This is a genomic window from Pikeienuella sp. (assembly GCF_046290545.1).
Lineage (GTDB): Bacteria > Pseudomonadota > Alphaproteobacteria > Rhodobacterales > Rhodobacteraceae > Pikeienuella.
Genome location: NZ_JBKAGV010000014.1, coordinates 24,408 through 47,650, shown reverse-complemented (window position 1 = coordinate 47,650; position 23,243 = coordinate 24,408). Strand labels below are relative to the sequence as shown.

Below are 23,243 nucleotides of genomic sequence, written 5' to 3'. Positions count from 1 at the left end.
AGGCACGGTTCACGTTCTCCCTACCACAGGAGCCTGAGATGTATCTTGAATTTCCTATCGAGTCCACGGCCTACCAGGACTTGAAGACGCTGCACGACGCGGTCGCGGCGGGCAAAAGGACGTTGCCGAGGCAGTTCCGCGACCGGGTGCAGCGCATCGTGGAGAAGGTCGAGCGGACGCGGCGCACCGATCCCTCCGACGAATACGGCATCGAGTCCGTCATGGCCTGCATCGAGCACTTCGACCAGGCGGTGGCGCGCATCCCGAAGCCGGACGGCTTCAAGGACGTGGCCGAGGCCGCGAAGAAGCGGAAGCACCTGCCAAACATCTATCTGAGCACCTGGACGATGGGCGCCGAGAACGGCCACCACATCGACCTGCGGAGAGCCGGAGGCGTCCTCGAGCTGCACGACCCCGTGAGGCTCGGAAAGGAGTTGAAGCGGGCGAAGGGGACGCCGTTCGCGCTCGAGCCGCATTTCGGTTCGATCTCGGCCGGGGGCGCGCTCACGAAGGGCAAGGGGTGGGAGGACGCCATCGCCGTCGGTCTGGTCCACGTCCTCATCAGCCGCGACGAGAACGGGAGCCTGACGTGACAGGGCCGGGGCGGATTTCTATCATCGGAGCGCCACAGAAGGCCCGTCATGGACGACCGTGAGGAATGAGAGCTCGCTCTGGTCAACGCGCAGGTCGCGCTCGCGATCAAGCAGTCTCAGACCGAGTTCTGGAAGGTCGGCCTCGTCGCCGTCGCCGTGACGGCGGCGGTCGTTCAGGCCGCGAACCTCATCTTTGGAGCATGAGAGCGGACCATCTCGACGATCGCCGCCTCTCGAAAGAGACGCGGCGGACCATCGTGGCGGTCCGGCGCCGCGGGGCAAGGCTCGACCGCCTTCTCGACATGTGGGGGACGGCGCTGGCTGCAACGGCGGTCTTGAGCGCGGTGGCCGTGGCGCTCGCCTGAGATCGGGGCCGGAGCGGGGATGTGGAGAGGGCCGGGGCGGACGCTCCGGCCCTTTCGCTTGCGCGCCGCTCCGCGCGGCGCACCGGGGGGCGGCGCCCCGCCGCCGCGCCTGCGCCCCCCGCGCGGGCGCCCGGCGCCCCTATCAGGCGCCCCGCTCCGCCGCGCTGGCGCGGGGTCCGGCGGGGGGCGGCGCCGGGGGGCGCCGGGCGCGCTATTCGACGGGCTTCGGGCGAACGGGCTCATCGTCAGGCGGAGGATAGATCAGGTCGAAGATCGCCTCGGCGGCGGAGAGCCAGCGCCGACGCTCATGCTCGGGCCAGACCGATCCGGGCGGCGGAAGCCGGTCGAAAAGCCCCGCGACGAGAGCGTCCGATCTTGCCGGTTCCGGCTCGCGCGTCCGCGATCCGAGTCGCTGCGGGACGAGGATGGTTCCTTCGCCACTCCTGTCGTTCATCGGCGCGGCCCGCCCGCGAGATCATCGCGAAAGGGCGCCCGGGCTCGAGCGTCGTCGTCGTCGGCCGCCCTCTCCACGAGCGCGGCGACGCGCTCGAACGCCGCCGCCAGACGATCCGCCGCGTCCGCCAGGCGGTTCAGCGCGCCGGTGGTCTCGGCGATCCGGATCAGTTCGACGACGGTCTCGGGATCGAGGTTCTGCGCGGGGCCGGTCCGGGCGGAGACGAAGGCGGCGAAGATCGGGCCCATGCGCTCGGTCGGGTCGCTCATGATCTAGATCCTTCGGCCTGAGCGGCTGTCGCGGTTTCGGCCACCGCGTCCGCGTCCTGTATGACCTCGCGGACGCGCGCGATGCAGGCCTCGGCGGTTTCGTGCGCCTCCGGCAGGAAGTCGAAGACAGGGCCGGTGTTGAGCGAGATGCGGACCCGCTCCGGGCTGGCCGGATCGACCATGACATTGATGATCGCCGCGACGCGGACGATGCGGGCGCGATCGAGACGGACGTAGCCGGGCGGGACCGGGGTCATGACGCCTCGCCCTCCGTCCGCGCCTCCGTCTTTCGCGCGTCCGCGAGGATCCGTCGCGCGCTCTCGAGCCGCGCGGAGAGGTCGACGTAGAGCTCATCCCTGTCGGCAGGCTCGCGCCCGCGCAGGACGACGGCGGCGTCGCGCAGCTGGATCACCACCGCGCGCTCGTCGTCGGGCGAGACCTCGACCTCGCGGACCGACTCAGTTCGCGTCACCAGTCCGAAGCCGAGATCGACGAGGCCGAGGAGCGCGAGCTCTTCATGCGCGGATTCGCGCCGCGCCCGCAGAAGCGCCTGGACGTCCCTGAACGGCTCGTAGGCGCGGCGGAGGCCGACGCGCAGGAGCGTCGACGCGCAGTTCGGGCAATGTCCGTTCTGCATGATCCGACCGACGCGGCTGATCTCCATCGGGAGCCAGACTATCGGCCATTCGTGCTTGCAATGCCCGCAATGGACGACGAGGGGTCGCCGTTCCTCGGCCTCGTCGCGCGGCGCGTCCTTGGGCTGACGTTCGGCCTTCGTCATTGCGCGCCGTCGCCGGAGGCTCGCCCTGGGCGCCGCCGCGCCGCAATGTAGCCGTCGGCGATGGCGGCGACATCAAGGAAGGGGATCGCCTCGCCCACCGCCGCGATCTCCGCGTCCAGATCGGTCTCGATCTTCCGGACGCGCGGATCGGCGTCGAGCAGCATCGCGAGGGCGATGAGCTCCGCGTCGCCGAGGGCGTGGGGTCGGAACATCTCGGGGATCGGCGCGCTCTTCGGCAGGGCGGTGAACTTCGGCACGGTCCTGACGACGGCGCCGAGGCGGACCATCATCTTGAGGGTTTCGGCGGCGAGGGTGGCCGTTCTGGCCGCGCCGGAGAGAAGGTTCGCCATGGTCTGCGAGACGGGGCCGGGGTCGGGGGTCGGGGTGAGCGCGGTCATGATCAGCGCCATCCGATGTCGTCGCCGACGACCGCCATGGACTCGACGGCGGGGCGGCGGGCTGTTCGAGAGGGATGCGGCTCGGGGCCGATCGGTTCGGGATCGGATCGCCGGGCCGGAGCGAGGCGCCAGATGCGGGCGCCGTGGTCGGCCTTGACGCATTGGAGGAGGCCGTTCCTGACCGCGTCGTTCAGCGCGAATGCGGGGCATCGGTCCAAGGGCTTTTCGGAGAAATCGAGCGAGGGGAAGAAATCTGCGAACCGGTCTGATCGTCTGAGGCGGACGATTCCTCCGTCCGCGAGAATGAGCTCCTGCTGTGGCGTCAACGGCATCTTGGCTTCTCCTTTCGTCGCAAGGGGGAGATGACAACGACGTCGATCAGTTGGAGAGGGCGTCCTCCCCTGAAGCGGCTTCGGGTTTCGGGCTCCGCTCGCCCGCCTTGATCGCCTTCACGACGTCGTCGATGACGTCGGGAGCTGCGGCAGGCGCGCGACGCAGAGCCGCGGCGTCGGCCGCGGCGCGGATCATGCGCTGCGCCTCGTCGCCATAGGCGGACCAGCCGATCGGGGCCTCGTCGTTCCACATCTCAGAGAGGGCGAACGCGGCCCGCCAGAACGGCTGCGCGTCTATGGCCTCGCGTACATAGTTGGGATCGGGAGAGGTTCGGACGTTCATGGGTCAGCTCCGTGGTGGTAGGGAGGACGTGAGCCGTTGGGCCATCTCGATGTCGAAGGACAAGCCCGATTCTCTCAATTCGGCGTCGATCCGCTCCATCAGCGCCATGTCGGCTTCGGTCGGCTCATCCTCGTCCGACACGCCGTTGATGAGGAGTGAGCGATGGATCGCCGCGCCGGCGTAGAACGCCTTCTGCATCTCGGCGATCTGGACGGCCGAGGCCTTGTCCGGAATGACCATGAGACGAAACTTCTCCCAGGCGTCGTTGATCGGGCGCTTTGGCGAAGGCGTCTTCGGTTGCGTCACCATTCGATCAGGTTCCCTGAAAACCGGATGCGCCCGAACGGTTCGATTTCGGAGCTCGGCCGGTGCTGCTCCTGCCAGAAGGTCTCGAAGTCCTCGACGGACCGGAAACCGTCGCGCACCGCAAAGGCCTCGTCGATCTCGATCCATTCCCCCACGCCGTCGCCCAGGACGAACGTCGTCGTTTCCGTCAACCAGCTCGGAAGGGTCTCCCGAAAGCGGACCATGCTCGGCTGACCGCTCTCAGGCTTCGGAAATCCGGAGACAAGCATCTCGATCGGGTGAACGCCATTGCAGACCGGATCGGCGTCGAGGATCTTCTTAGCGCGCTTCGTCCGGAGACCGACGTAGAGCTGGAGGCTTTCGCCGATGCGGGGATCGCGATGGCGCTCAAGTCGTATGCTCTGGCGCTTGGAGCCCTGTCGGATCGGATCGACGAAACGGGGCTGAAAGTTGAGCATGACCATCGCGCGTCAGGTCCGGGAGGTCACGGGAGCGTCGAGCGCCTGAGCGCAGGAGAGCAAAATCATGGAACAAGCCTGTGGTCACTTGTGATTGCCGGACATGAGCCCGTTGTCGGCAGAGGATCACCGAACAGACTGCGATGCAAGTCCGACGTGAAGCGTCTGTCTGCAATTTTGCCGCAAGTGATTCGGTTGAAGGGGGGTAAGGGGGGTTTATCTAGATTTGTATTTGTCGCGCGCGGGAAAAGAGTTTCAATGACTTAGGTCCAATTAGTTGGCGGCTAATTCGCATTTTCGCAGGCGCCACATAACGATCCGAGAGGAAACAATCTACTTCATCACGAAACGCGAACAAGCGCCGCCAAGATATCCCCATGACTCACAGGATCGGGTCTTGACGGGCGTGGCTTCAGGCGAAGTCATCCCCATGACTCACAGGATCGACGATTGACAAGTCGAAACGTCGCCGGAGATACCGCGCTCCACGTTTGGCTACTGTCGCACCGTTTCGGCGACCGAACGCACTGCCGACGACTCTCTTCGCCACCGCAACATCACGGATCATGTTACAGTTTCGGTCTCAGCCACAATCCTCCGTGAGAACAAAGAAAGATCACACCCGCAGCCGCCATGGCGTGGGAAGCGAACGCGCCGACGGTCGCCAAGAGAGTGATTCGCGCGGCAATCGGGCAAGGCGCGGCTCCGTCGCGTTTGCGACTTTGCGATTCCTCGCTGATTTCGCCGCTAATTTGATTGCCTACAAAAGCCTACTGACGGTATATGTTCAGCGACTACGACGAACGGGGAGGCCGCGATGGCGAGGAAAGCGATTGTCGCTCAGACCGATGACGATCTCGAATCGGACGCCGTCGTCGATCCCGACGCGCCGGCCGCGGAGTGGCTGACGACCGAGCAGGTCGCGGCGCTCGTGATGATGAACAAGGAGACGATCCGCAGGATGGTCCGGCGGGGCGAGGGCCCGCCCTGCTACGATTTCAGCAATATGCTCCGGTTCCGGCCGGAAGACGTGCGGAAATGGATCGACAGCCGCCGCATCCAGCCGCGTCCGGTCGCCGAGGAGGCTCCAGTCGACGCGCCTGCCGCTGCGCCCGCCGCTGCGCCGGCGAGGCGCTCCAGCCGCACGAAAGCCGACGCTTGACCCGGAGAGGGCCCATGACGACCAGACATCGCAAGCCGAAACCCTTCATCGCGGATCGCGTCGCGCCCTTCGACATCTCGCTGCTGCTCTGCGGAAAGCACGAACGCATCGCGCGGACGATCCGCTTCGAGGATGAGGCGTGGCCGTTCTTCGTGATGAGACTCCGCGAAGGGGCGCTCCTGATGATGGAACGCCTCGGCGAGAAAGAGACGACCCGGTGGAGGACCCCAGGCCGCCGGTTCAGCGTGCGCGAGCTCCTGATCGGCGTCGCCGCCTGGATCGCGGCGCATGGCCCGGCCGACCGCTCCGTCGATCGCTTCCGTCCGCAAGTCGCCCTGGTGGGCCGGTTCATGGACGGCGCCCTGAAATTCGAGGTCGGAGACCCCGACGAGCCGAAGACCATCACCTGCGACTGAGGAGATCGCCATGTTCGACGTCTTTCGCACCGAGCTTCCGGGGCGCATCCTGCCGCGCGAGCCTTGGCTCCTGATCCGTCACGCGCTGCGCGACCTCGCGCTCTGCGAGGCGGACCCGCGCTACGTGATCGACATGCGCACCTGGCATGAGCCGCGCATCGAAGGCCTTTCGGCGTCGGCCTGGGAGATCGCCGAGGCGGGCGAGGCGGGCGTCGGCTTCAAGTGCCATGTCTGCCTTTCGGGAGCCGTGATGGCGAAGACCTTCGGCTTTCGTCCGCATCAGTCCCTTGCCCCGATCAAGCTCTCGGTCGGACAGGTTCACCCTGACGACCAAGCGGGACTCCGCACGATCAACAATTTCCGGAGCGGCCTCCTCTGCGCCGACGTGATGGAAGGCGCGCCGTGGCTCGACACGGACGATCTTTGGGACTGGCTGCACGGGCACATGCCCGAAGCGATCTACTACGACGCGCTGAACCCGCAGGCGTTCCATGACGAGCTCCGCCGCCGCGCGGATCGACTGGAGGCCTATGTCCTCGGACAGGCGTTCGACGCGGCGCCGAGCAAGCCGCTGGCGCCGCCCAGGACAATCACCGAGCTCGTCTTCGGCGACCTCGCCTGACATGGACCCCGCCGCTCTCGAGGAGGCGGCGGCGGCGGCGCCCGGATCGCTTCTCGCGGTCGCAGGCGGATGGATCACAGCGCGGCGACTCGACGGGACGGCGTTTCCGCTCATCGAGCCCTTCTCGCTCAACAACGCCTTCCTGAACACGGCGCGCGCCGCGTCGCCGGGAGCGGCGGGCGTCGCCGCCACCGTCGTCGGCCAGGGACGAGGCAAGACGCGCGTTCTGACGCGGGCGGAGGCGCAGGAGATGCTGAAAGCCGGCCTGCCGGGGAGGGAGCGCGGCGGGCGCGTGAAGAGCCCGGAATACCGGGCGTGGCGCAATCGCCAGTGCATCGCGATCATGCAGGCCGGACCGCGCGTGATGGTCAGGGGTCCGGTGGAGCTCGGCCTCCTCGCGCCCGAGAGCGGCGCGGACGTCGACAACGTCGTGAAGGCCTATGTCGACGCCGCCGTCGAGATGCGCCTCATGGAGGACGACCGGAACGTCCGCGGCTTCGTGATCGGCTGGATCGCCGCGCCCGTCGGCTTCGGTCTCATCGTTCCCTGCCGCACCCATCCCGAACCCGAAAGGATCGCGCCATGAAGGACGACGTCGTCGAGGACAAGAAGGCGGGCGGGAAACCGCCTCCGGGCGAGCCGGCGCCGCCGCCGAACACGTCGAACCGGCTCCATGCGAAGGAGCTCCGGACCTTCATCGACGCGATCGAACGCGCGCAGTCGGAGAAGGACGATCTCGCCGACCACATCAGGTCGATCTACGCCTCCATGTCCTCGCGCGGCTTCGACGTCAAATACGTCCGCTGGCTCATCAAGATGCGCAAGAAATCTCCGAGCGAACGCCAGGAGGAGGAGACGATGTGCGATCTCTACCTCGGCGCCATGGGGATGCGAACGGGCGATCTTCCGCTCTTCGCCTATGTGAACAACGCCGGCGTCGACAAGAACGCGATGGACAGCGTCGTCGAGGCCCTGAAACAGCTGGCGCCGAACGAGGGCTCCATCCAGGTCACCGTGCAGGGGCGGACCGTCACGATCTTCCGCACCGCGAGCGGCGACATCGGGACCATCGAGGGCGCGCTCGGAGACGACGAGCCGCCGCCCGAGGCGATGGAGCCGGCGGAGGGCGCCGTGCCGAAGCGGCGGAAGAAGAAGGGCAAGGAGCTCGATCCGGCGGTCGCCGGCATGTCCGAGGACGAGGCCGAAGAGGCGGGGCGCCAGGCGTTCCGGCAGGACCGCCCGATCATCGCCAATCCCTTCCCGCATAACGATCCGCGCCGCCCGAAATGGGACATGGGCTGGCGCCTCGAGAGCGGCGCCGAAGACGACGACGAGGACTGAATGGCGCGCATGGTCTCCCGACCCGGCGGCCTCTCGGCCTATGCCGATCTCCTTGAGCCTTCCGAGGCGATCGAGCCGGTGCTGTCGCGCTCCGTCTCCGGCGCGCTGACCGAATGGCTCACGGAGATATGGAGCGGCGAGGAGCTCAAGACGGCGGGGCTGACGCCCCGCCGCCGCGCGCTCTTTCACGGCCCGCCGGGCGTCGGGAAAACGACGCTGGCGCATCATCTCGCCGCCAGGCTCGGCATGACCCTCGCCGCCGTCCGGCCGGAGCGCATCGTCGATTGTTGGGTCGGGGCGAGCGCCAAGAACCTCGGCGCGGTCTTCGATCTCGCGCGGACCGATCCGCCGCTGGTCCTCTTCTTCGACGAGTTCGAGAGCCTCGCAACGCTGCGCCTTGATGCGCGGCAGGGCGCGGACCTCCAGCACAACGAGATGATCGGGACGATGCTGGCCCGGATAGAGCTCCATCCAGGGATCGTGATCGCGGCCTGCAACCACGCCAGCCAGATCGACAAGGCCATCTGGCGGCGGTTCGAGCTCCAGATCGAGATCGCGCATCCCGACGCGCGCGGGCGGCGCCAGATCGTTTCCCGGTATCTGGCGCCCTGGGGACTGCCGAAGCGGTCCCTCGCCGCGCTCGCAGCCGCGCTCGAAGGCGCGAGTCCGTCATTGATCCGCGGCCTCTGCGAGAGCGTGAAGCGGTCCATCGTGATCGGGCCGAAGCTCGGCTGGCAGCTTGACAGAAAAGCGACGATCCTCCGCGCCATCGCGGCCGTGGAGCCCGCGCCCGGGGACGGGCGCCCGCGTCTCTGGTCGCTCGGGGCCGACGATCCTGCGCTCCCGACGATCCCTTGGCCGTTGCCGCTAGCAGCCGACATTGAGGACGCGGAGGAGTCTGGCCCGGAGCCGCGCACCGGCGTCGTCACGCCCTTGAGACGGCGATGAAGATCGAGACGGAGCTCGGCGACGTCTATCCCCTCAAGAAGGGGATGCGGTTCCCGAACCTGCATTGGGCGCCGGTCTACATCTCGCAGCTCTTCGAGTCGTCGTTCTGGCGGAAGGTCGCGCCGGAGATCGGTTTCTACGCGATGAACCTCTGGCTCGCCTCGCTCCGATGCGACCCCATCGGCACGCTGCCAGACGACAAGCACGAGCTCCGGAGGCTGGCCCTTTTCGACGGGCGCGTCGACGCCTTCGAGCGTCGCCTGCCGGAGATCATGCACAAGTGGCGGCCGATCATGGTGACCGATGAGGACGGCCGGAAGGAGCGGCGTCTCGCGCATCCCTTCGTCACCACCGTCGCGCTCGACATCACCGAGGCGATGACGGACGGCGCCGCGCGCCGCCTCGCCGCCGAGCACGCCCGCGCCGTGCGTTCGGCCAGGCGCCAGATGAGCGGCGCGCTGGCTCCGCGCCGGATGGTCGACGATCCGCTCATGGTCCGCGAGTTCATGACCCGCATGGAGCTGCACGGAAAGGGCAAGTCGGATGCGCGGCTCGCCCGGCAGATCGTTCACCAGATGGAGATGGAGGACGCCCAGGGCGGCCTCATTCCGCTGATGCAGGGAGACCTCGGAGAATGATGAAGGCCATCAGCCCCGCCGCCGCAGAGACCATCGGGCTCGACCTCCGGGCGAAGCGCGTCGTCGTGATCGCGATCGGCGACGACAACCAGTTCGGACTCGCGGCCTGGGGCCGGACGCCGGTCGATCAGGTGGCGGCGGAGCGATGGATTTCGCTCGGAGAGGGCGAGGCGACGGCGATCAGCATCGGAGAACAGCAGTGATCTACTCGGAGCAGGACCTTCGGCACGAGGCCACGCTGGCGCGCGGATCGTTCCGCGTAGGCATCTGGAAAGGCGCCACCGGCGGCGGACAGGCGCGGGACTATCTCGGCTGGCTCGCCGCTCAGTGGATCCTCTGGACGACATGCGGCGCCGACGGCGACCGGATCACCGCGATGGAGCCCGAGGAGCGTCTCCGGACCTTCGACGCATGGCTGTCGGCGCGCTTCTCCGACACGCCGTCGACCCCGCTCTTCGATCCCGCCGACCTCTTCGACCGGGCCGCGGCGTGAACGGGGCGATGCACCGAACGCCGACGTTCGGGCAAAGGACCGCCCGGGCGCTCGGGTTCCGCTACCACATGCGAGAACTCCCGCCCGAAGCGGAGGGGATGCCCGGCTGGATGATGACCAGAGTGGACGTCTCCCTCAACCTCGGCGACCGGCTGCGGATTCTGGTTTCGGGCCGCGTCGAGTTCGACCTTCGCCAGGCGACCGACGGGCCGGTCGACACCTGCCTGACCGCGACCAGCTTCCGGATTCCAGCGCCGTGGGAGGCGTCGCGCCGCGCCGCGCCGCCGCCTGCACTTGACCGTCCGCCGGAGCCGCTCGTCGAAGGGCAGGACGAGGCGTCCCTCCTTCCCGGCGAAGAGCACGACGTCGGGCGCATGGAGCGTCCGATCTGGATGCGCCTGATGATGGCGGTCGGCGTGGCTCTCAGCGCCGGCCTGGTCGTCACCGCCATCGCGCTCGCGTTCATGACCATCGCGCCCGACCTGTGGGAGTAGCCATGCGGAGCCTCTTTCCTGACCCCGGGGCCCCGAGCCTCGACCGGGACTTCGAGACAGGGGCGTGGCGGCGCCGCGACCGGCCGATGGCGACCGGGCACCACCGCTTCGAGCGTTGGCCGAACGAGAGCTATTTCAGTCTCGAGGCGCGGAACTTCATCGACGTGCTGCGCCGGCATGTCGCGATCCCGAACGCCGTCTGGGAGCCGCACGCCGGGGCGGGACATCTGGCGCGGGAGCTCATCGAGAGCGGCCTTCGCGTCCTCGCCACCGACCTCCACGAATACGATCCGGTCCAGGGCGCGCCCTATATCGGCGTCGGCTACAATTTCCTCGACCAGACCTCGTTGCCGCATGGCGTCCGCGCCATCGTCATGAACCCGCCGTTCGACAAGGCCGAGGAGCATTGCGAGCGCGCGATCTCGCTGCTCGCGCAGGCCGAGGGCGGCGTCGTGGCCTGCCTGAACCGCTCGGAATGGGGCACAGGCAAGCGCCGCGCCGCGCTCGTCCACGATCACCCTGCCTTCGATCTCAAGATCGAGATCGTCAAGCGCCCGATCTGGCGCGAGAAGACAGGCGATCCGCGCATTGACCAGTCGCCGCGGCACTACTTCGCCTGGTTCGTCTGGCGACTCGAGCGCGGCCTCAACGATCCGAAAAGGATCGCATGGGGATGAAGCACCTCACCACCTTCGGCTCCATGACGGTCGTCCAGGTCGAGCCCGGCCATCGCGTCGTGGATCCGGTCTCCGGGCGCGAGGAGATCGTGACCGAGCGGGAGGCGGTCTATCACCGGGACACGATCTACGTGACGCAAGCGGTCTACGAACGCCTCAAGCGTCAGATCGCGCGCCGGCCCGAAGCGGAGACGGGGCGGTGAGCGGCGCGAGGGTCGATCCGCATCCGATCCGCCCGAGGATTCCCCTGCCGGGCATACCGCGCCGCGAGCGCCAGCGGCAGCTCTCCATTGAGCGGCGCGCCCGGTGCTCCGGCGCGTGGGGGCCCTGGCGGACGATCCGGTTGCCGCAAGGCACGGGATCGACGGGATGGGGCGACCAGATGCAATGGATTCACCGCAACGACGCCTTCGCGGGTCTCGAGCGGCGCGTGATCGGTAGCTTCATCCATCTGGCGATCAGTTCCTGCAGCGGCGCGCGACCGACATGGCGGGAGTCGCAGCGGATCAAGGAAGAGCTTCTCGGCCCGACGGTGACCGCCATCGAGGTCTATCCGCCGAAGGCGGAGATCGTGGACGCGGCCGACATGTATCACCTGTGGGGGCTCTACCATCCCCTCGGCTTCGGGCTCCGGGAATGACGAAGGAGGAGCGCGCATGAGCCTTCGCAGTTTTGCTGACGGAACGGTGGTCTCCAAGGCCAAGACCATGGGCGAGCTTGCCCGCCTGCTCGAGAAGTTTGGCGCCACCGGGCAGATGATCGGAGAGATGGACGGATGCGCCACCGTCGCATTCGAGGCGCAGAAGCGGCGCGTTCTGATCCGGGCGTCGCTTCCGAACCCGAAGGACGAGAAGTGGAGTCGGGACGGTCGGGAGCGCCTCCGGAGCCCGTCGCAACGAGAAAACGCCATCCGCCGGGAGACGGACCGGATCTGGCGCGTCCTGCTGATGAGCGTGAAGGCGAAGATGGTCTCGGTTGCGGACGAGGTCGAGACCTTTGAGCAGGCCTTCATGGCGCATGTGGTGATGCCGGACGGCATGACGGTCTGCCAGCACCTCGGTTCTCGGATTGCCGACGCCTACGCCACCGGCAGGACGCCTCCGCTTCTCGGAGCGCCGCAATGAAGAGCGCCTGAGATCTGTTCGTGACCCGGGCCATTGTGGATCATTGGACCGTGTTCGCCGGATGGGAGTCGGCGGACTTCCATCTCAATCATTCCATCCGCGCCATCGAGAAGCGCGCGTCTCCCTCGGTGTATGAGGAGATCGAACCCTCCATCGGGACCTGGGGGCATTGGGGGATCGACTGCAGATCGCAAAGCTGGCGGCTGCTCCTTCGCCGATGCGGGATGTACTACGTGATGGCAAAGTTCATTAACCGGCGCGCCCCGAGCGAATGACGGACGCCGCGGCAGAAAGCTGAACTTCCGTCGGGCCTAGCGCTCAATCTACAACAAATCGTTCGCCCCATTATCACACTGCAGTGCACGATTAGCAGCGCCTCGGGAAGCGGATGGAGCACACTCCGCGCCTACCGAGGGTCTTCCAGCATCAAGAAATGGTCGAATAGGGAAGGGTCGGACGCGGCGCGCCTTGCAGCGATGAGGCTTACAATGAGTCAGGCAAAGAACGAGCCGGTTATCTGAAACCGTCGCAAGCGAATGCCTTGGCGGCATCCGCATGAATTGACTTGCCTGTCGATCGCACCCACATTCCTTGCATGAGAATCGTGCTGGCGCTCCTTCTGCTGGTCTCGATGCTCGTCCCGCTCGGGGCGGGGCATGCCGCAATGGCAAACTCCACGCACCATGAAACAGGTCAGATTTCACATGACTGCGCGGGCGTGGCTTCGAATCACGGAGTCCACATGGGCGGACATTCGGCTCATCCTTCGGTGAGCTGCGATGCCGAGCCGGAGCTGGTCTCCTGTTGCCCGGCGGCGATATGCGGGGCCGCGGCGCGCACGGCGGATGACCGGTGGGACCTCGTCTCGCTAGAAGGCGTAGGCTCCCGGATAGTTTTTCCGGCCGGCGAGGCTCCGAGTGGCCTCGACCACAGCTTCGATCCTCCCCCTCCCCGAGCCTGAACCTCACGACGAAGAGACCATTCGCGCGCGTCGTAGACGCGTGACGATTCCCTCACCGTGAAGTCAGGATCAAATCAAGATGAAGACGAAGCAGCTTTGCGCGGCGCTCGCCGCGATCATACTCCCGCTCGGCCTCGGCGAAGCGGCGCTCGCCGCAGGCGAACATGCCGGCGGCCACGGCAAGCCCGCCTTCGCGTTCGGCGAGCCCGGGGCCAAGTCGAAGGCGACCCGCACCGTCGAGGTCGTCATGCGCGACAATCTCTACGTGCCGGAGACCATCTCCGTCAGCGCGGGCGAGACCGTCCGGTTCCTCGTGAAGAACGACGGCGAACTCGTGCACGAGTTCCAGATCGGCACTTACGACTCCTTCGAGGAGCACGCGCCGATGATGCAGATGATGGTCGATCACGGCGTGCTGGAGGCCAGCCGCATCAACCACGACGTCGCCAAATCCATGCAGGCGTCGATGGGGCACGGGATGCATGACGAGCCGAACTCCGTCCTGCTTGAGCCGGGCAAGAGCGGCGAGATCGTCTGGACCTTCCCGGCGAATGGCGAGATCGCCTTCGCTTGCACGGTTCCCGGCCATTTCGAGGCCGGCATGGAAGGCGCGTTCAACCTGACCGAGTGATCGGAGCGCCGCGCGCGCCGGAAACGGCGCGCGCCCATCCCCAGTTCAGACAAGGAGTCATCGACATGGAGTCGAGACAGATCTTGCGGGCGCTCGCGCTCGGCCTGGCCTCCGGGCTCGCCCTAGCGGGCGGGACGACGGCCGGAACCTACGACATCAGTGTGGACCGCGTGACCTTCGACGTCGGCGGCGTGACCCGCGCCGGCATCGGCTACAACGGCTCGAACGAGCCGATTCAGCTCCGCTTCGAGGAAGGCGAGGAGGTGGAGATCAACGTCACCAACAACCTGTCCGAATCCACCTCGATCCACTGGCACGGCCTGATCCTGCCTTACGACCAGGACGGCGTGCCCGGCATCTCCTACAACGGCATCGCGCCGGGAGAGACCTTCACCTACCGCTTCCCGATCGTGCAGAATGGCACCTACTGGTTCCATAGCCACACCGGCCTCCAGGAACCGAACGGCGCCTTCGGCGCGCTGGTGATCGCGGCGAAGGAGCGCGAGCCCTTCCGCTACGACCGCGAGTACGTGGTCCTGCTTTCCGACCTCCATCCGCACAGCGGCGAGCGGGTGATGCGGAACCTCAAGCAGATGCCGGACTACTACAACCGGCAGCAGCGCACGCTGCTCGACTTCCTCGACGACGCCTCCGAGGAGGGCCTTGACGCCGCGCTCGCCGACCGGTCGCAATGGGGCGAGATGCGGATGATGCCGACTGACATCGAGGACGTGCACGGCTACCGCCCGCTGATCAACGGCAAGGCGCCCGAAGCGCCCTGGACAGCGGCATTCGCGCCGGGCGAGCGCATCCGGCTCCGCTTCGTCAACGCCTCCGCCATGGCCTATTTCGACGTCCGGATTCCCGGCCTCGACATGACCGTGGTCGCGGCGGACGGCAACAACGTCACGCCGGTCCGGGTGGAGGAGTTCCGCATCGCGGTCGCCGAGACCTATGACGTGATCGTGCGGCCGACCGATCCCGGCGCCTTCAACATCCTCGCGGAGAGCGTCGGCCGTGTGGCGATGGCGCGGGGCGTGCTGACATCGGATGCAAGCCTCGCCGCGCCGGACCTGCCCGCGCTCCGCGAACCGCCGCTCCTCACCATGGCCGACATGGCGCTCGATCCGGCGATGGCGGGCATGCATGACGAAATGGCGATGGCCGATATGGACCACTCCGCGATGGGCGAGATGAAGGATGAGGACCTGCCGCCGGGCGCGCACCGGATGCCGGACGGCACGATCATGGGCGGGCCGGGCGAGGACCCGTTCTACGCCGGCGGCTCCGGGCTCACGCCGACAGCAGCCGACGGAGGCAAGTTCCTCACCTATTCCGACCTGAAGGCCGCGAAGCCGCTCTATCCGGATCGCGAGGCGACGCGGGAGATCGAGCTTCGTCTCACCGGCAACATGGAGCGCTACATGTGGTCGATCAACGGCGTCAAATACGAGGACGCCGACCCTATCGTGCTGCAATACGGCGAGCGGGTGCGCTTCAAGTTCGTAAACGAGACGATGATGGCGCATCCGATGCATCTCCACGGCATGTGGTCGATCATCGACACCGGCTCGGGCGAGCGCGACCCGATCAAGCACGTCGTCAGCGTCAATCCGGGCACGGTCGTCTATATGGAGACCGAGGTGGACGCGCCCGGCCAGTGGGCGTTCCACTGCCATCTGATGTATCACCACATGGCGGGCATGATGCGGAAGGTCGTCGTGGAGGGCGGGCCGGAGACGGCGCCGGCGCCCGCCTTGACCGCAGCGCAGCATGGGTGAAGCGGTGAAGCGGGTCCTCATCTGCGCCGGGGTTCTCTCCCCGGCGCTCACTCCCGCCGGCGCTTTCGCCGTCGAGCCCCACGCCATGGTTCTCTGGGGCGTCTCCGCCGAACAGGCGGAGATCCGCCTCAAGGACGGGACCGAGATTCTCGCCTGGGATTTCGACGCGTTCGTCGGCACGGACGAAGTCAAATTCGTGCTGCGGAGCGAGGCCGAATACGATCTCCGCGAGGACGCGTTCGAGTCGCTCGAGAACCAGTTCCGGATCGCGGTTCCGGTGACCCCGTTCTTCGACGCGGTCGCCGGCGTCAGGGTCGAGACGCCGGAAGGAAACGACCGGGTGGACGGTGTGATCGGCCTTCACGGCCTCGCCCAGCAATGGTTCGAGGTCGACCTCGATCTCTTCGTGTCGGACGATCCTTCTGTCCGGTTCGAGATCGAATACGAGGGCCTGATCACGAACCGGCTCATCCTGACGCCGAGCCTGGAGATCGAGCTGCCGCTCTCGGACGATGCGAGCCGGGATTTCGGCGCCTTCGCGCCGACTGTCGAGGTGGGGGCGCGGCTCAGCTACGACCTGATCGACCGTCTCGTCTCTCCTTACGTGGGCGTCCACTACGAGTTCGCGCTCGGCGAGACGGCGGACCGCATCCGCGCCTCAGGCGGGAACCGCGACGATCTCTTCTTTGTCGCGGGCGCCCGCATCCTCTTCTGACCTTTCCGCCCGCGGCCCTGCGTCGCGGGCGGACCCTCCGATCCGACGAGGACGACATGAAACCTCACCATCTTCCTTACTTTCTGGCGCTGGCGGTCCTCGCGGCGCCGACCTTACCCGCCGCGGACGTCACCACTGAAACCGTCTCCGGGCTGGAGATCGAGCGGGCGACGGCGGCGCCGACAGTCGCCGGGGCCGATCTCCGCCTCTCGTTCCGTCTTTACAACAACACCGCCGAAACCCAATGGCTGGTCGGGGTGACATCGCCGCTCGCGGCGGGCGGCGTGCTTGTCTTTCGGTCGCATCACGGCGAGGAAACGGTCGCGGACGGCATGGCCTTGCTCCCCGACGAGACGCTGGACTTCACGACGTCGCATCTCGTCGCGCGCCTCACCGGGCTTCGCGAAGCGGTCTGTCCGGGTGATGACGTCCCCTTTGAACTCGTCTTTCGACGCGGCTCGGCGACGGGAGAGGCGGACGTGCATTGAACCGGGCGCGCCGCCTCGCTCCGGCTGTCGCGATCGCCGGCGTCGCAGGGGCTGCCTTCCTCGCGATCCGCGGACCCGCCGCGCCCGACGTGACTCGAGGCGCGTCGCTCTACGCCGAGCACTGCGCGTCCTGTCACGGCGCCGGGCTAGAAGGCGAAGCAGAGTGGCGGAATCCGAACCCCGACGGCTCGCTCCGCGCCCCGCCGCATGACGATAGCGGCCACACATGGCATCATGGCGACCGGCTGCTTTTCGACTATGTGCGGCTCGGCGGCGCCGAAACGCTCCGGCGCATGGATGTGGGTGGCGTCGTGAGCGGAATGCCTGCCTTCGGAGACATCCTCTCCGACGCAGAGATCCGCGACGTGCTCGCGTTCATCCGCGCATCCTGGTCGCCCGAGATGCGGGCGTTCCAGGCGGCGCGCACCGAAGACGAAGTCCGCTGAGAGCGGCGAGACAAGGAGACTGACGATGCTGAGACGAAGCTTTGTCCTGGGCCTCATGCCCGCCGCGGCGCTTGCCGCTTCCGCGTCGGGCGCCCTCGCGACCTCCGCTCCGCGGCTCGTCGTGTCGAAATCCCCAACCTGCGGCTGCTGCGGCGCCTGGGCGGCGCACATGCGGGCGGCGGGATTCGACGTCGAGTTGCGGGACATGGACCAGGCGAGCCTCGACGCGGTGAAGATCCACGCCGGCGTGCCGCCCGAGCTCACATCCTGCCATACCGGCGAAATCGGGGGCTATGTCGTCGAGGGTCATGTCCCCGCCGACGACGTCAAGCGTCTGCTCGCCCTTCGCCCCAAGTTGATCGGTCTCGCCGTGCCCGGCATGCCGGTCGGCTCGCCGGGAATGGAGATGGGCGACGCGCGCGAGCCCTTCGACACCATCGCCTTCGACGCATCGGGCCGATGGGAGATCTTCGCGCGTCACACCTGACCGGCCGAGATCCGGAGTCAGGCCTCGGGCGCGGGGGGAAAGCCTGCGCGCTCCAAGGCTGCGACGAGGTCCGCACGCGGCCGGCTGGTCGTCACCTCGACGATCCTGTTCGGAGGATCGGCTTCGACGGAGGCCGCAGGGTCGACGCTGCGGATCGCCGCCGTCACCCCGCGGGCGCAGCCGCCGCAATGCATCGCTTCGATCTGAAACCTCATGGAGACCTCCTGTGACGTCGTTCCATCTCGCCAGATGGGGCTTCCCACCATGGCAAGGTCAAGCATCAAAGAATCTTCGCCCGGGGCATTGACCTTCCAATGATGGGAGACCCCAGGTTGAAGAGCGAACATGAGATCGTGAAGGAACCCGCCATGAACGCCCCCGCCAGAACCGGCGCATTCGAAACCATCTCGTTCCCCATCGAGGGGATGACCTGCGCCTCCTGCGTCGGCCGCGTGGAGCGCGCGCTGAAGGCCGCGCCGGGCGTGGTGGAGGCCGCCGTCAACCTCGCGGCCGAGCGCGCCGATGTCCGCGTCACGGCTACGGCTTCGCGCGCGGCGCTTGTCGCGGTGGTGGAGCAAGCGGGCTATTCCGTTCCCTCGGAGCCAGTCGCGCTCTCGATTGAGGGAATGACCTGCGCCTCCTGCGTCGGGCGGGTGGAGCGTGCGCTCGCCGCGGTTCCGGGCGTGACGGCCGCGCGGGTCAATCTCGCAACCGAACGGGCGGACGTGGAAGGCTCGGCCGATCCGGCCGCGCTCGTCGCCACAATCGCCGCGGCGGGCTATGACGCGCGCCTTCTCGGGAAGGACCATGCTGGCGATAGCGGCGTCGAGGCGCGGAAGGAGGCGGAGGCGTCCGAACTCCGGCGAGACTTTGCGCTCGCCGCGATCCTGACCCTGCCGCTCTTCGCGCTCGAGATGGGCGCGCACCTCATTCCGGCGGTGCATCACTGGATCGCGACGACGATCGGGCAGACGCAGAACTGGGCGGTCCAGTTCGGGCTCGCGACCCTCGTTCTCGCCGGGCCGGGCCGGCGGTTCTTCGCGCTGGGGCTTCCCGCCCTCGCGAAGGGCGCGCCGGACATGAACAGCCTCGTCGCGCTCGGCGCCGGGGCTGCGTTCCTTTATTCGACCGTGGCGACCTTCCTGGCGGAGCTTCTGCCGGAAGGCGCGCGCCATGTCTATTTCGAGGCGGCCGCCGTCATCGTCACGTTGATCCTGATGGGCCGCTGGCTGGAGGCGAAGGCGCGGGGCCGGACCTCTGAGGCGATCCGCAAGCTGATCGGTCTCCGCCCGGCGACGGCCCGCGTGCGGCGGGATGGGCGGACGGTCGAGGTTCCGCTCGAGTCCGTCCGGAAGGGCGATCTGGTGGAGATGCGCCCCGGCGAGCGCGTGCCGGTCGACGGTGAAATCGTCGAGGGCGCGAGCTTCGTGGACGAGTCGATGCTCACCGGCGAGCCCGTCCCGGTCGGGAAAGGCCCCGGCGCGCCCGTGACCGGCGGCACGGTCAACGGAGCGGGAGCCTTCGCCTTCCGCGCGGCGGCGGTCGGGGCCGACACGATGCTGGCCCAAATCGTTCGCATGGTGGAAGCGGCGCAGGGAGCCAAGCTGCCGATACAGGCGATGGTGGACCGGATCACTATGTGGTTCGTGCCGGTGGTGATCGCGGTCGCGGTCGTCACCTTCGGCCTCTGGCTGGCCTTCGGCCCGGAACCGGCGCTGGTCCATGCGCTGGTCAGCGCGGTCGCGGTCCTCATCATCGCCTGCCCCTGCGCGATGGGGCTCGCGACGCCCGTCTCGATCATGGTCGGGACCGGCCGGGGCGCGGAGATCGGCGTGCTCTTCCGCCGCGGCGAGGCGCTTCAGCTGCTCCGCGACACGAAGATCGTCGCGCTCGACAAGACCGGCACTCTGACCGAAGGGCGGCCCGCGTTGACCGATCTGGAGCCGGCGGAGGGCTTCGTTCGCGCGGAAGTTCTGGCGCTGGCCGCGGCGGTGGAGGCGAAGTCGGAGCATCCGGTCGCCCGCGCGATCGTCGGGGCCGCAGAAGCGGAGGGCCTCGCGGTCGGCGCCGCGGCGTGGTTCGAGACGGTGACCGGCATGGGCGCGCGGGCCGAAGTCGACGGCCGGCGCATCGAGGTCGGCGCGGACCGGTTCATGGCCTCGCTCGGCATGGACGTCGCGCCCTTCGCGCAAAGCGCGGAGAGGCTTGGCGGCGAGGGCAAGACGCCGCTCTACGCGGCGATCGACGGCCGGCTCGCCGCGATCCTCGCCGTTTCGGACCCGATCAAGGCGGCGACCCCGGCGGCGATCGACGCGCTCCACCGGCTCGGACTCCGCGTCGTGATGGTGACGGGCGACAACCGGCGGACGGCGGAGGCGGTCGGGAAGCGGCTCGGGATCGACGAGGTGGTCGCGGAAGTGCTGCCGGCGGGCAAGGTCGATGCGGTGAAGCGGCTGAAGGTCGAGGGCCGCGTCGCCTTCATCGGCGACGGGATCAACGACGCGCCCGCGCTGGCGGAGGCCGATGTCGGCCTCGCCGTCGGCGGCGGGACGGACGTGGCGGCCGAAGCGGCGGACGTGGTGCTGATGTCGGGCTCCCTCTCGGGCGCGCCGAACGCGATCGCGCTCAGCCGCGCGACGATCCGCAACATCCGGCAGAACCTCTTCTGGGCCTTCGCCTACAACGCCGCGCTGATCCCGGTCGCCGCCGGGGCGCTTCAGCCCGGCTTCGGCCTCTCCCTCTCGCCGCAGCTTGCGGCGGGCGCGATGGCGCTCTCCTCCGTCTTCGTCGTCGGCAACGCGCTGCGGCTCCGCCGCTTCGCGGCGCCGCTCGGAGGAGGTCGGCCATGAACATCGGGGAAGCCGCCCGCGCCTCCGGCGTCTCGGCGAAGATGATCCGCTACTACGAGGAGACGGGGCTCATCCGCCCCGCCGCCCGCACAGCCGCCGGCTACCGCACCTATGGCGAGCGGGATGCGCACGAGCTTCGCTTCATCCGCCGCGCCCGCGACCTCGGTTTCCCCGTCACGGAGATCGCCGAGCTCCTCGCCCTCTGGCGCGACCGGTCGAGGAAGAGCGCTGACGTGAAGCGCCTCGCCGCCGAACGGGCGGCGGAGTTCCGCCGGAAGATCGCGGCGCTCGAGGCCATGACGACGACGCTCGAGCATCTGTCCGCGCGCTGCGCCGGCGATGACCGGCCGGACTGTCCGATTCTCGAGGAGCTGACCGGCGGGGATGCGGACGGCGCCTGGGCGCCGCCCGACGCGCGAGGTCAGTAGCGCTTCACTTCTGCATATTCGCCGCGGCGTGCAGCGTAACCGTCACCGGCGCACTGGTGCGATTGCGCCAGAACTAGCCGTGCTCGCCGTCGAAGGCGGCGGTCAACTCGCCCTCCGAGCCGGTGACGGCGCGGCCGTACCCGTAAGAGATCGACGCGCTGCCCCCTTCGCCATGGAGGTCGACATTCACCGCGCCACCGCGGCGGTTCGCCGCCTATGGTGGCGACGTACTCCCCGCTTCAAGGCAGAGTGTGCCGACGACGTCTACGACACGATCTTAGAGTGCGCGCGCGGCCGGGACATCGGCGCCCCGGAGGCTCGGATGATCGATCATCGCCATGGGAGGTCGGATAGCTTGGGCCGGACCCGCGCGATGGCGGTCGTCGGGGTATCGAGACGGTACTTGAGGAAAACCGCTCCGGCATGATCCTGGCGAGCTACAGCCTCGGCGCCCATCCGGCGCAAGGCGCCGAGGCTGCGGCGCGAAGGCGGAAGCAGGAAGGTCACGTACGGAACTCGGCTGTCGCCACGAGCGAAGTCGAGCGCCGCGCGTGTGATGCAAAGGCCGAGGCCAAAGTCCTGTGGGCGCAGGACAAGGCCGAAGTCCCAGTCCTCGCCTTCCTTCTGAAACCCGCCCCAACCGACATAGCGGCCATCGACGAGGAAAGCCCAGTGACCGAGACCGTCCCGCGCCCAGCATGCTTCCTTGGCGTCGACGAAGGCTCGGGCTTCGGCCTCGCCCCAGGGGCCGGTCAGCAGCGGCATGTGCGCGCGCATGCGCGGGTCCGACATGTGCGCCGCAAGCTCCACAAGCGGAACCTCGGTCAGCCGCGCGAAGCGGAGGACAGGAGCGGCCTCGGTCACGCGGCGCCTCTCGGAGCGATCCTGTCGGGCGCCATCATCCGGGAGAGCGCGCCGCCCCGGCGGCGGAGGAACGCCGCGAGTAAGTCGTTGTAATCGTCTGTGTCGGCTGCGCGGACCGACGGACGGGTCGCGAGCGACCGGCGCCAGAACTTGACCTGTTCGAGACCGCGAAAGACGCCGAAGTCGCCGAAGTCGCCGAGCCGATCGAAGGTGTCGAAGTAGCGGAACACCGGCGCGAAGACCGCATCGACCAGGCTGAACCGGCTCCCGGCGAACCAGGGGCCGGCGCCTAACTGGTTTTCCACGATGCCGAAGCGGGCGTGAAGCGCCGACGCCTTCGCGTCCAGCGCCGCGGCGTCCGGCGCGGCGTAGAACCCGGCGATGTCGTTCAGACATTCGGAACCGAATCCGATCCAGGCCCGATGCCGGGCGCGCTCGACCGGATCGGAAGGGTGGAGCGGATGAGGAGACGTGTCCTCGAGGAATTCGAGGATCGTCGCGGATTCGAACAGCGCCGCCTCGCCGACCTTCAGGACCGGCGTCCGCCCGAGCGGCGAGAGCGCCAGGAACCAGCCCGGCTTGTTCGCCAGATCCACTGCGATTCGGTCGCACGCCACGCCCTTTTCGGCAAGCGCGATGGCGATGCGCTGGACATAGGGGCAGAGCGCATGGCTCACGAGGGTGATCGCGTCTTCCATGGCTTGAGCTCCTTCGCTTCCGGGTCGGAACCGGCCCGCGCGGATCGCCGCGCGGGCCGGCTCCACGCGTCGATGGCGTCAAAGGTCCTTCGCCGCCTTGTGCTCGATCGTCTTCCAGGTCTCGGCGGCCTTGGCGATCGTGCCGGCCTCGTCCTTCCGGAAGGCGTGATAGATCTCCTCGTTGAGGAAGACATAGAGCTTGTCGTCGACGACGGCGGCGAAGTTCGGGTCGCCGTCGAACTTCTTGCCCACCGACACGCCGAAGGTGCAGAAGCCGCCGTTCTGCACTTTGTAGCGGGCGGGGTTCGCCTCGAACGCCATCCGGTTCGCTTCGGACGCGAAATAGTAGGACACGCCGTCCTGCACCACAGTCTGGGCCGCGACGCCCTCGACGTTCCGGCCCTGGTCGAGCAGCGCGACCGGGTCGGAGCCGTGCAGCGCGAGCGGCGCGCCGGCGGCGGTGAGGCCGGGCGCAACGTTGACCTCGTCGGCGGCCATGGCCGGCCCGAAGGCGAGAAGCGCCGTCAGGGCGGCGGCGGTGAAGGTGAGGTTCCGAGACATCTGGATCGTCCTTTCGACAGGGTTTGGGAGCCGTCGCCGGCCCGTTCCGCATCCGAGGGCGCCGCCGGGCCTTCTGGTCCCGGGCTCGGCCGCCTCGAACGCCCGCCCCGTTTGCCCTGA

Annotated in this window: 38 protein-coding genes; 25 read left to right on the top strand and 13 right to left on the bottom strand. The window is 68.0% G+C overall.

The genetic code is table 11. From position 1 onward, the window contains the following. The first annotated feature begins 38 nt into the window (after nt 1–38). Together ACE37J_RS11860 and ACE37J_RS11855 are read left to right on the top strand one after the other, a co-directional pair. On the top strand, nt 39–593 hold the full coding sequence (locus ACE37J_RS11860; protein WP_409711461.1) for a hypothetical protein: 555 nt from the start codon (nt 39–41) through the stop codon (nt 591–593). 200 nt (nt 594–793) lie between these two features. Next, nucleotides 794–958 carry a hypothetical protein gene (locus ACE37J_RS11855; protein ID WP_409711460.1) on the top strand — a complete coding sequence of 55 codons (165 nt, stop codon included), beginning with the start codon at nt 794–796 and terminating at the stop codon, nt 956–958. A 211-nt stretch (nt 959–1,169) separates the two neighbouring features. Here the strand turns inward: ACE37J_RS11855 and ACE37J_RS11850 are convergent, their stop codons facing one another. From ACE37J_RS11850 to ACE37J_RS11810, 9 genes are read right to left on the bottom strand one after another with little or no spacing between them, the layout of a single operon-like run. Then, entirely contained in the window at nt 1,170–1,412 is a 243-nt protein-coding gene (locus ACE37J_RS11850) for a hypothetical protein (protein ID WP_409711459.1), read from the bottom strand. After that, a complete protein-coding gene (locus tag ACE37J_RS11845) occupies nt 1,409–1,681 on the bottom strand; it encodes a hypothetical protein (protein ID WP_409711458.1) in 273 nt (90 codons plus the stop codon). Before ACE37J_RS11845 ends, ACE37J_RS11850 begins: the two co-directional genes overlap by 4 nt. After that, nucleotides 1,678–1,938 (bottom strand): hypothetical protein, encoded by a 261-nt coding sequence (locus ACE37J_RS11840; RefSeq protein ID WP_409711457.1) that lies wholly within the window; start codon nt 1,936–1,938, stop codon nt 1,678–1,680. The genes ACE37J_RS11845 and ACE37J_RS11840 overlap by 4 nt, the downstream gene beginning before the upstream one ends. Then, complete coding sequence (locus tag ACE37J_RS11835) at nt 1,935–2,462, bottom strand: hypothetical protein (protein ID WP_409711456.1); 528 nt, start codon at nt 2,460–2,462, stop codon at nt 1,935–1,937. Before ACE37J_RS11835 ends, ACE37J_RS11840 begins: the two co-directional genes overlap by 4 nt. Continuing rightward, nucleotides 2,459–2,860: a hypothetical protein gene (locus tag ACE37J_RS11830; RefSeq protein ID WP_409711455.1), complete on the bottom strand. Its 402-nt coding sequence runs from the start codon at nt 2,858–2,860 to the stop codon at nt 2,459–2,461. The genes ACE37J_RS11835 and ACE37J_RS11830 overlap by 4 nt, the downstream gene beginning before the upstream one ends. 2 nt (nt 2,861–2,862) lie before the next feature. Then, on the bottom strand, nt 2,863–3,192 hold the full coding sequence (locus tag ACE37J_RS11825) for a hypothetical protein (RefSeq protein WP_409711454.1): 330 nt from the start codon (nt 3,190–3,192) through the stop codon (nt 2,863–2,865). Nucleotides 3,193–3,238: 46 nt separating this feature from the next. Further along, complete coding sequence (locus tag ACE37J_RS11820) at nt 3,239–3,535, bottom strand: hypothetical protein (protein ID WP_409711453.1); 297 nt, start codon at nt 3,533–3,535, stop codon at nt 3,239–3,241. 3 nt (nt 3,536–3,538) lie between these two features. Next, on the bottom strand, nt 3,539–3,844 hold the full coding sequence (locus ACE37J_RS11815; RefSeq protein WP_409711452.1) for a hypothetical protein: 306 nt from the start codon (nt 3,842–3,844) through the stop codon (nt 3,539–3,541). Beyond that, nucleotides 3,838–4,305, bottom strand: coding sequence for a hypothetical protein (locus ACE37J_RS11810; protein ID WP_409711451.1), 468 nt, complete (start codon nt 4,303–4,305; stop codon nt 3,838–3,840). The genes ACE37J_RS11815 and ACE37J_RS11810 overlap by 7 nt, the downstream gene beginning before the upstream one ends. Nucleotides 4,306–5,116: 811 nt before the next feature. Here ACE37J_RS11810 and ACE37J_RS11805 point away from each other — a divergent pair. The 21 genes from ACE37J_RS11805 to ACE37J_RS11705 all read left to right on the top strand — a co-directional run bounded on the left by ACE37J_RS11805 (nt 5,117) and on the right by ACE37J_RS11705 (nt 17,723). Beyond that, nucleotides 5,117–5,461, top strand: coding sequence for a helix-turn-helix domain-containing protein (locus ACE37J_RS11805; RefSeq protein WP_409711450.1), 345 nt, complete (start codon nt 5,117–5,119; stop codon nt 5,459–5,461). Between the two features lie 14 nt (nt 5,462–5,475). Beyond that, nucleotides 5,476–5,877 carry a hypothetical protein gene (locus tag ACE37J_RS11800; protein WP_409711449.1) on the top strand — a complete coding sequence of 134 codons (402 nt, stop codon included), beginning with the start codon at nt 5,476–5,478 and terminating at the stop codon, nt 5,875–5,877. Between the two features lie 10 nt (nt 5,878–5,887). Further along, nucleotides 5,888–6,499, top strand: coding sequence for a hypothetical protein (locus tag ACE37J_RS11795; RefSeq protein WP_409711448.1), 612 nt, complete (start codon nt 5,888–5,890; stop codon nt 6,497–6,499). 1 nt (nt 6,500) lies between these two features. After that, on the top strand, nt 6,501–7,085 hold the full coding sequence (locus ACE37J_RS11790; protein WP_409711447.1) for a hypothetical protein: 585 nt from the start codon (nt 6,501–6,503) through the stop codon (nt 7,083–7,085). Beyond that, nucleotides 7,082–7,840, top strand: a complete 759-nt coding sequence (locus ACE37J_RS11785) for a DUF2312 domain-containing protein (RefSeq protein WP_409711446.1) — start codon at nt 7,082–7,084, stop codon at nt 7,838–7,840. Before ACE37J_RS11790 ends, ACE37J_RS11785 begins: the two co-directional genes overlap by 4 nt. Next, on the top strand, nt 7,841–8,788 hold the full coding sequence (locus tag ACE37J_RS11780) for an AAA family ATPase (RefSeq protein WP_409711445.1): 948 nt from the start codon (nt 7,841–7,843) through the stop codon (nt 8,786–8,788). Next, the gene (locus ACE37J_RS11775) at nt 8,785–9,426 is read left to right on the top strand and encodes a hypothetical protein (protein WP_409711444.1); all 642 of its coding nucleotides are present in this window, start codon (nt 8,785–8,787) and stop codon (nt 9,424–9,426) included. The genes ACE37J_RS11780 and ACE37J_RS11775 overlap by 4 nt, the downstream gene beginning before the upstream one ends. Continuing rightward, entirely contained in the window at nt 9,423–9,629 is a 207-nt protein-coding gene (locus ACE37J_RS11770; protein WP_409711443.1) for a hypothetical protein, read from the top strand. The genes ACE37J_RS11775 and ACE37J_RS11770 overlap by 4 nt, the downstream gene beginning before the upstream one ends. Further along, nucleotides 9,626–9,919 (top strand): hypothetical protein, encoded by a 294-nt coding sequence (locus tag ACE37J_RS11765; RefSeq protein ID WP_409711442.1) that lies wholly within the window; start codon nt 9,626–9,628, stop codon nt 9,917–9,919. The genes ACE37J_RS11770 and ACE37J_RS11765 overlap by 4 nt, the downstream gene beginning before the upstream one ends. A 68-nt stretch (nt 9,920–9,987) precedes the next feature. Then, complete coding sequence (locus ACE37J_RS11760) at nt 9,988–10,413, top strand: hypothetical protein (RefSeq protein WP_409711441.1); 426 nt, start codon at nt 9,988–9,990, stop codon at nt 10,411–10,413. An 86-nt stretch (nt 10,414–10,499) separates the two neighbouring features. After that, the gene (locus ACE37J_RS11755; protein WP_409711440.1) at nt 10,500–11,090 is read left to right on the top strand and encodes a hypothetical protein; all 591 of its coding nucleotides are present in this window, start codon (nt 10,500–10,502) and stop codon (nt 11,088–11,090) included. Beyond that, nucleotides 11,087–11,293, top strand: a complete 207-nt coding sequence (locus ACE37J_RS11750) for a hypothetical protein (protein ID WP_409711439.1) — start codon at nt 11,087–11,089, stop codon at nt 11,291–11,293. Before ACE37J_RS11755 ends, ACE37J_RS11750 begins: the two co-directional genes overlap by 4 nt. Then, entirely contained in the window at nt 11,290–11,730 is a 441-nt protein-coding gene (locus tag ACE37J_RS11745; RefSeq protein WP_409711438.1) for a hypothetical protein, read from the top strand. The genes ACE37J_RS11750 and ACE37J_RS11745 overlap by 4 nt, the downstream gene beginning before the upstream one ends. Nucleotides 11,731–11,746: 16 nt before the next feature. Further along, the gene (locus tag ACE37J_RS11740) at nt 11,747–12,214 is read left to right on the top strand and encodes a hypothetical protein (protein WP_409711437.1); all 468 of its coding nucleotides are present in this window, start codon (nt 11,747–11,749) and stop codon (nt 12,212–12,214) included. A 20-nt stretch (nt 12,215–12,234) separates the two neighbouring features. Continuing rightward, a complete protein-coding gene (locus tag ACE37J_RS11735; RefSeq protein WP_409711436.1) occupies nt 12,235–12,489 on the top strand; it encodes a hypothetical protein in 255 nt (84 codons plus the stop codon). A gap of 765 nt (nt 12,490–13,254) precedes the next feature. Continuing rightward, nucleotides 13,255–13,806, top strand: a complete 552-nt coding sequence (locus ACE37J_RS11730) for a cupredoxin domain-containing protein (RefSeq protein WP_409711435.1) — start codon at nt 13,255–13,257, stop codon at nt 13,804–13,806. Between the two features lie 65 nt (nt 13,807–13,871). Continuing rightward, complete coding sequence (locus ACE37J_RS11725) at nt 13,872–15,587, top strand: copper resistance system multicopper oxidase (RefSeq protein ID WP_409711434.1); 1,716 nt, start codon at nt 13,872–13,874, stop codon at nt 15,585–15,587. After that, the gene (locus ACE37J_RS11720; protein WP_409711433.1) at nt 15,580–16,302 is read left to right on the top strand and encodes a copper resistance protein B; all 723 of its coding nucleotides are present in this window, start codon (nt 15,580–15,582) and stop codon (nt 16,300–16,302) included. The genes ACE37J_RS11725 and ACE37J_RS11720 overlap by 8 nt, the downstream gene beginning before the upstream one ends. 56 nt (nt 16,303–16,358) lie before the next feature. Continuing rightward, on the top strand, nt 16,359–16,790 hold the full coding sequence (locus tag ACE37J_RS11715) for a copper chaperone PCu(A)C (RefSeq protein ID WP_409711432.1): 432 nt from the start codon (nt 16,359–16,361) through the stop codon (nt 16,788–16,790). Then, complete coding sequence (locus ACE37J_RS11710) at nt 16,787–17,236, top strand: c-type cytochrome (RefSeq protein ID WP_409711431.1); 450 nt, start codon at nt 16,787–16,789, stop codon at nt 17,234–17,236. The genes ACE37J_RS11715 and ACE37J_RS11710 overlap by 4 nt, the downstream gene beginning before the upstream one ends. A gap of 25 nt (nt 17,237–17,261) precedes the next feature. Continuing rightward, nucleotides 17,262–17,723 (top strand): DUF411 domain-containing protein, encoded by a 462-nt coding sequence (locus tag ACE37J_RS11705; RefSeq protein WP_409711430.1) that lies wholly within the window; start codon nt 17,262–17,264, stop codon nt 17,721–17,723. 17 nt (nt 17,724–17,740) lie between these two features. Here the strand turns inward: ACE37J_RS11705 and ACE37J_RS11700 are convergent, their stop codons facing one another. After that, nucleotides 17,741–17,938, bottom strand: a complete 198-nt coding sequence (locus tag ACE37J_RS11700) for a heavy-metal-associated domain-containing protein (RefSeq protein ID WP_409711429.1) — start codon at nt 17,936–17,938, stop codon at nt 17,741–17,743. A gap of 153 nt (nt 17,939–18,091) precedes the next feature. On the opposite strand from ACE37J_RS11700, the gene ACE37J_RS11695 reads away from it, so the two are divergent. Beyond that, nucleotides 18,092–20,572 carry a heavy metal translocating P-type ATPase gene (locus ACE37J_RS11695; protein WP_409711428.1) on the top strand — a complete coding sequence of 827 codons (2,481 nt, stop codon included), beginning with the start codon at nt 18,092–18,094 and terminating at the stop codon, nt 20,570–20,572. Further along, complete coding sequence (gene cueR, locus ACE37J_RS11690; RefSeq protein WP_409711427.1) at nt 20,569–21,000, top strand: Cu(I)-responsive transcriptional regulator; 432 nt, start codon at nt 20,569–20,571, stop codon at nt 20,998–21,000. The genes ACE37J_RS11695 and cueR overlap by 4 nt, the downstream gene beginning before the upstream one ends. Nucleotides 21,001–21,330: 330 nt before the next feature. Here cueR and ACE37J_RS11685 read toward each other — a convergent pair whose 3' ends face one another. The 3 genes from ACE37J_RS11685 to ACE37J_RS11675 all read right to left on the bottom strand — a co-directional run bounded on the left by ACE37J_RS11685 (nt 21,331) and on the right by ACE37J_RS11675 (nt 23,123). After that, complete coding sequence (locus ACE37J_RS11685; RefSeq protein ID WP_409711789.1) at nt 21,331–21,792, bottom strand: hypothetical protein; 462 nt, start codon at nt 21,790–21,792, stop codon at nt 21,331–21,333. Between the two features lie 68 nt (nt 21,793–21,860). Beyond that, nucleotides 21,861–22,562, bottom strand: coding sequence for a glutathione S-transferase family protein (locus ACE37J_RS11680; protein ID WP_409711426.1), 702 nt, complete (start codon nt 22,560–22,562; stop codon nt 21,861–21,863). A 78-nt stretch (nt 22,563–22,640) separates the two neighbouring features. Then, nucleotides 22,641–23,123, bottom strand: a complete 483-nt coding sequence (locus tag ACE37J_RS11675; RefSeq protein ID WP_409711425.1) for a YHS domain-containing (seleno)protein — start codon at nt 23,121–23,123, stop codon at nt 22,641–22,643. Nucleotides 23,124–23,243: the final 120 nt, after the last annotated feature.

Excerpts from the sequence above, each read along its gene's own strand:
- ACE37J_RS11760 (WP_409711441.1), top strand. The coding sequence starts at position 9,988 with ATGCGAGAACTCCCGCCCGAAGCGGAGGGGATGCCCGGCTGGATGATG.
- ACE37J_RS11860 (WP_409711461.1), top strand. The coding sequence starts at position 39 with ATGTATCTTGAATTTCCTATCGAGTCCACGGCCTACCAGGACTTGAAG.
- ACE37J_RS11730 (WP_409711435.1), top strand. The coding sequence starts at position 13,255 with ATGAAGACGAAGCAGCTTTGCGCGGCGCTCGCCGCGATCATACTCCCG.
- ACE37J_RS11680 (WP_409711426.1), bottom strand. The coding sequence starts at position 22,562 with ATGGAAGACGCGATCACCCTCGTGAGCCATGCGCTCTGCCCCTATGTC.
- ACE37J_RS11750 (WP_409711439.1), top strand. The coding sequence starts at position 11,087 with ATGAAGCACCTCACCACCTTCGGCTCCATGACGGTCGTCCAGGTCGAG.
- ACE37J_RS11835 (WP_409711456.1), bottom strand. The coding sequence starts at position 2,462 with ATGACGAAGGCCGAACGTCAGCCCAAGGACGCGCCGCGCGACGAGGCC.
- ACE37J_RS11855 (WP_409711460.1), top strand. The coding sequence starts at position 794 with ATGAGAGCGGACCATCTCGACGATCGCCGCCTCTCGAAAGAGACGCGG.
- ACE37J_RS11780 (WP_409711445.1), top strand. The coding sequence starts at position 7,841 with ATGGCGCGCATGGTCTCCCGACCCGGCGGCCTCTCGGCCTATGCCGAT.
- ACE37J_RS11820 (WP_409711453.1), bottom strand. The coding sequence starts at position 3,535 with ATGAACGTCCGAACCTCTCCCGATCCCAACTATGTACGCGAGGCCATA.
- ACE37J_RS11800 (WP_409711449.1), top strand. The coding sequence starts at position 5,476 with ATGACGACCAGACATCGCAAGCCGAAACCCTTCATCGCGGATCGCGTC.
- ACE37J_RS11845 (WP_409711458.1), bottom strand. The coding sequence starts at position 1,681 with ATGAGCGACCCGACCGAGCGCATGGGCCCGATCTTCGCCGCCTTCGTC.
- ACE37J_RS11790 (WP_409711447.1), top strand. The coding sequence starts at position 6,501 with ATGGACCCCGCCGCTCTCGAGGAGGCGGCGGCGGCGGCGCCCGGATCG.
- ACE37J_RS11830 (WP_409711455.1), bottom strand. The coding sequence starts at position 2,860 with ATGACCGCGCTCACCCCGACCCCCGACCCCGGCCCCGTCTCGCAGACC.
- ACE37J_RS11675 (WP_409711425.1), bottom strand. The coding sequence starts at position 23,123 with ATGTCTCGGAACCTCACCTTCACCGCCGCCGCCCTGACGGCGCTTCTC.
- ACE37J_RS11805 (WP_409711450.1), top strand. The coding sequence starts at position 5,117 with ATGGCGAGGAAAGCGATTGTCGCTCAGACCGATGACGATCTCGAATCG.
- ACE37J_RS11740 (WP_409711437.1), top strand. The coding sequence starts at position 11,747 with ATGAGCCTTCGCAGTTTTGCTGACGGAACGGTGGTCTCCAAGGCCAAG.
- ACE37J_RS11725 (WP_409711434.1), top strand. The coding sequence starts at position 13,872 with ATGGAGTCGAGACAGATCTTGCGGGCGCTCGCGCTCGGCCTGGCCTCC.
- ACE37J_RS11785 (WP_409711446.1), top strand. The coding sequence starts at position 7,082 with ATGAAGGACGACGTCGTCGAGGACAAGAAGGCGGGCGGGAAACCGCCT.
- ACE37J_RS11715 (WP_409711432.1), top strand. The coding sequence starts at position 16,359 with ATGAAACCTCACCATCTTCCTTACTTTCTGGCGCTGGCGGTCCTCGCG.
- ACE37J_RS11840 (WP_409711457.1), bottom strand. The coding sequence starts at position 1,938 with ATGACCCCGGTCCCGCCCGGCTACGTCCGTCTCGATCGCGCCCGCATC.
- ACE37J_RS11755 (WP_409711440.1), top strand. The coding sequence starts at position 10,500 with ATGGCGACCGGGCACCACCGCTTCGAGCGTTGGCCGAACGAGAGCTAT.
- ACE37J_RS11695 (WP_409711428.1), top strand. The coding sequence starts at position 18,092 with ATGAACGCCCCCGCCAGAACCGGCGCATTCGAAACCATCTCGTTCCCC.
- ACE37J_RS11775 (WP_409711444.1), top strand. The coding sequence starts at position 8,785 with ATGAAGATCGAGACGGAGCTCGGCGACGTCTATCCCCTCAAGAAGGGG.
- ACE37J_RS11705 (WP_409711430.1), top strand. The coding sequence starts at position 17,262 with ATGCTGAGACGAAGCTTTGTCCTGGGCCTCATGCCCGCCGCGGCGCTT.
- ACE37J_RS11810 (WP_409711451.1), bottom strand. The coding sequence starts at position 4,305 with ATGGTCATGCTCAACTTTCAGCCCCGTTTCGTCGATCCGATCCGACAG.
- ACE37J_RS11825 (WP_409711454.1), bottom strand. The coding sequence starts at position 3,192 with ATGCCGTTGACGCCACAGCAGGAGCTCATTCTCGCGGACGGAGGAATC.
- ACE37J_RS11795 (WP_409711448.1), top strand. The coding sequence starts at position 5,888 with ATGTTCGACGTCTTTCGCACCGAGCTTCCGGGGCGCATCCTGCCGCGC.
- ACE37J_RS11685 (WP_409711789.1), bottom strand. The coding sequence starts at position 21,792 with ATGTCGGACCCGCGCATGCGCGCGCACATGCCGCTGCTGACCGGCCCC.
- ACE37J_RS11700 (WP_409711429.1), bottom strand. The coding sequence starts at position 17,938 with ATGAGGTTTCAGATCGAAGCGATGCATTGCGGCGGCTGCGCCCGCGGG.
- ACE37J_RS11850 (WP_409711459.1), bottom strand. The coding sequence starts at position 1,412 with ATGAACGACAGGAGTGGCGAAGGAACCATCCTCGTCCCGCAGCGACTC.
- cueR (WP_409711427.1), top strand. The coding sequence starts at position 20,569 with ATGAACATCGGGGAAGCCGCCCGCGCCTCCGGCGTCTCGGCGAAGATG.
- ACE37J_RS11815 (WP_409711452.1), bottom strand. The coding sequence starts at position 3,844 with ATGGTGACGCAACCGAAGACGCCTTCGCCAAAGCGCCCGATCAACGAC.
- ACE37J_RS11720 (WP_409711433.1), top strand. The coding sequence starts at position 15,580 with ATGGGTGAAGCGGTGAAGCGGGTCCTCATCTGCGCCGGGGTTCTCTCC.
- ACE37J_RS11770 (WP_409711443.1), top strand. The coding sequence starts at position 9,423 with ATGATGAAGGCCATCAGCCCCGCCGCCGCAGAGACCATCGGGCTCGAC.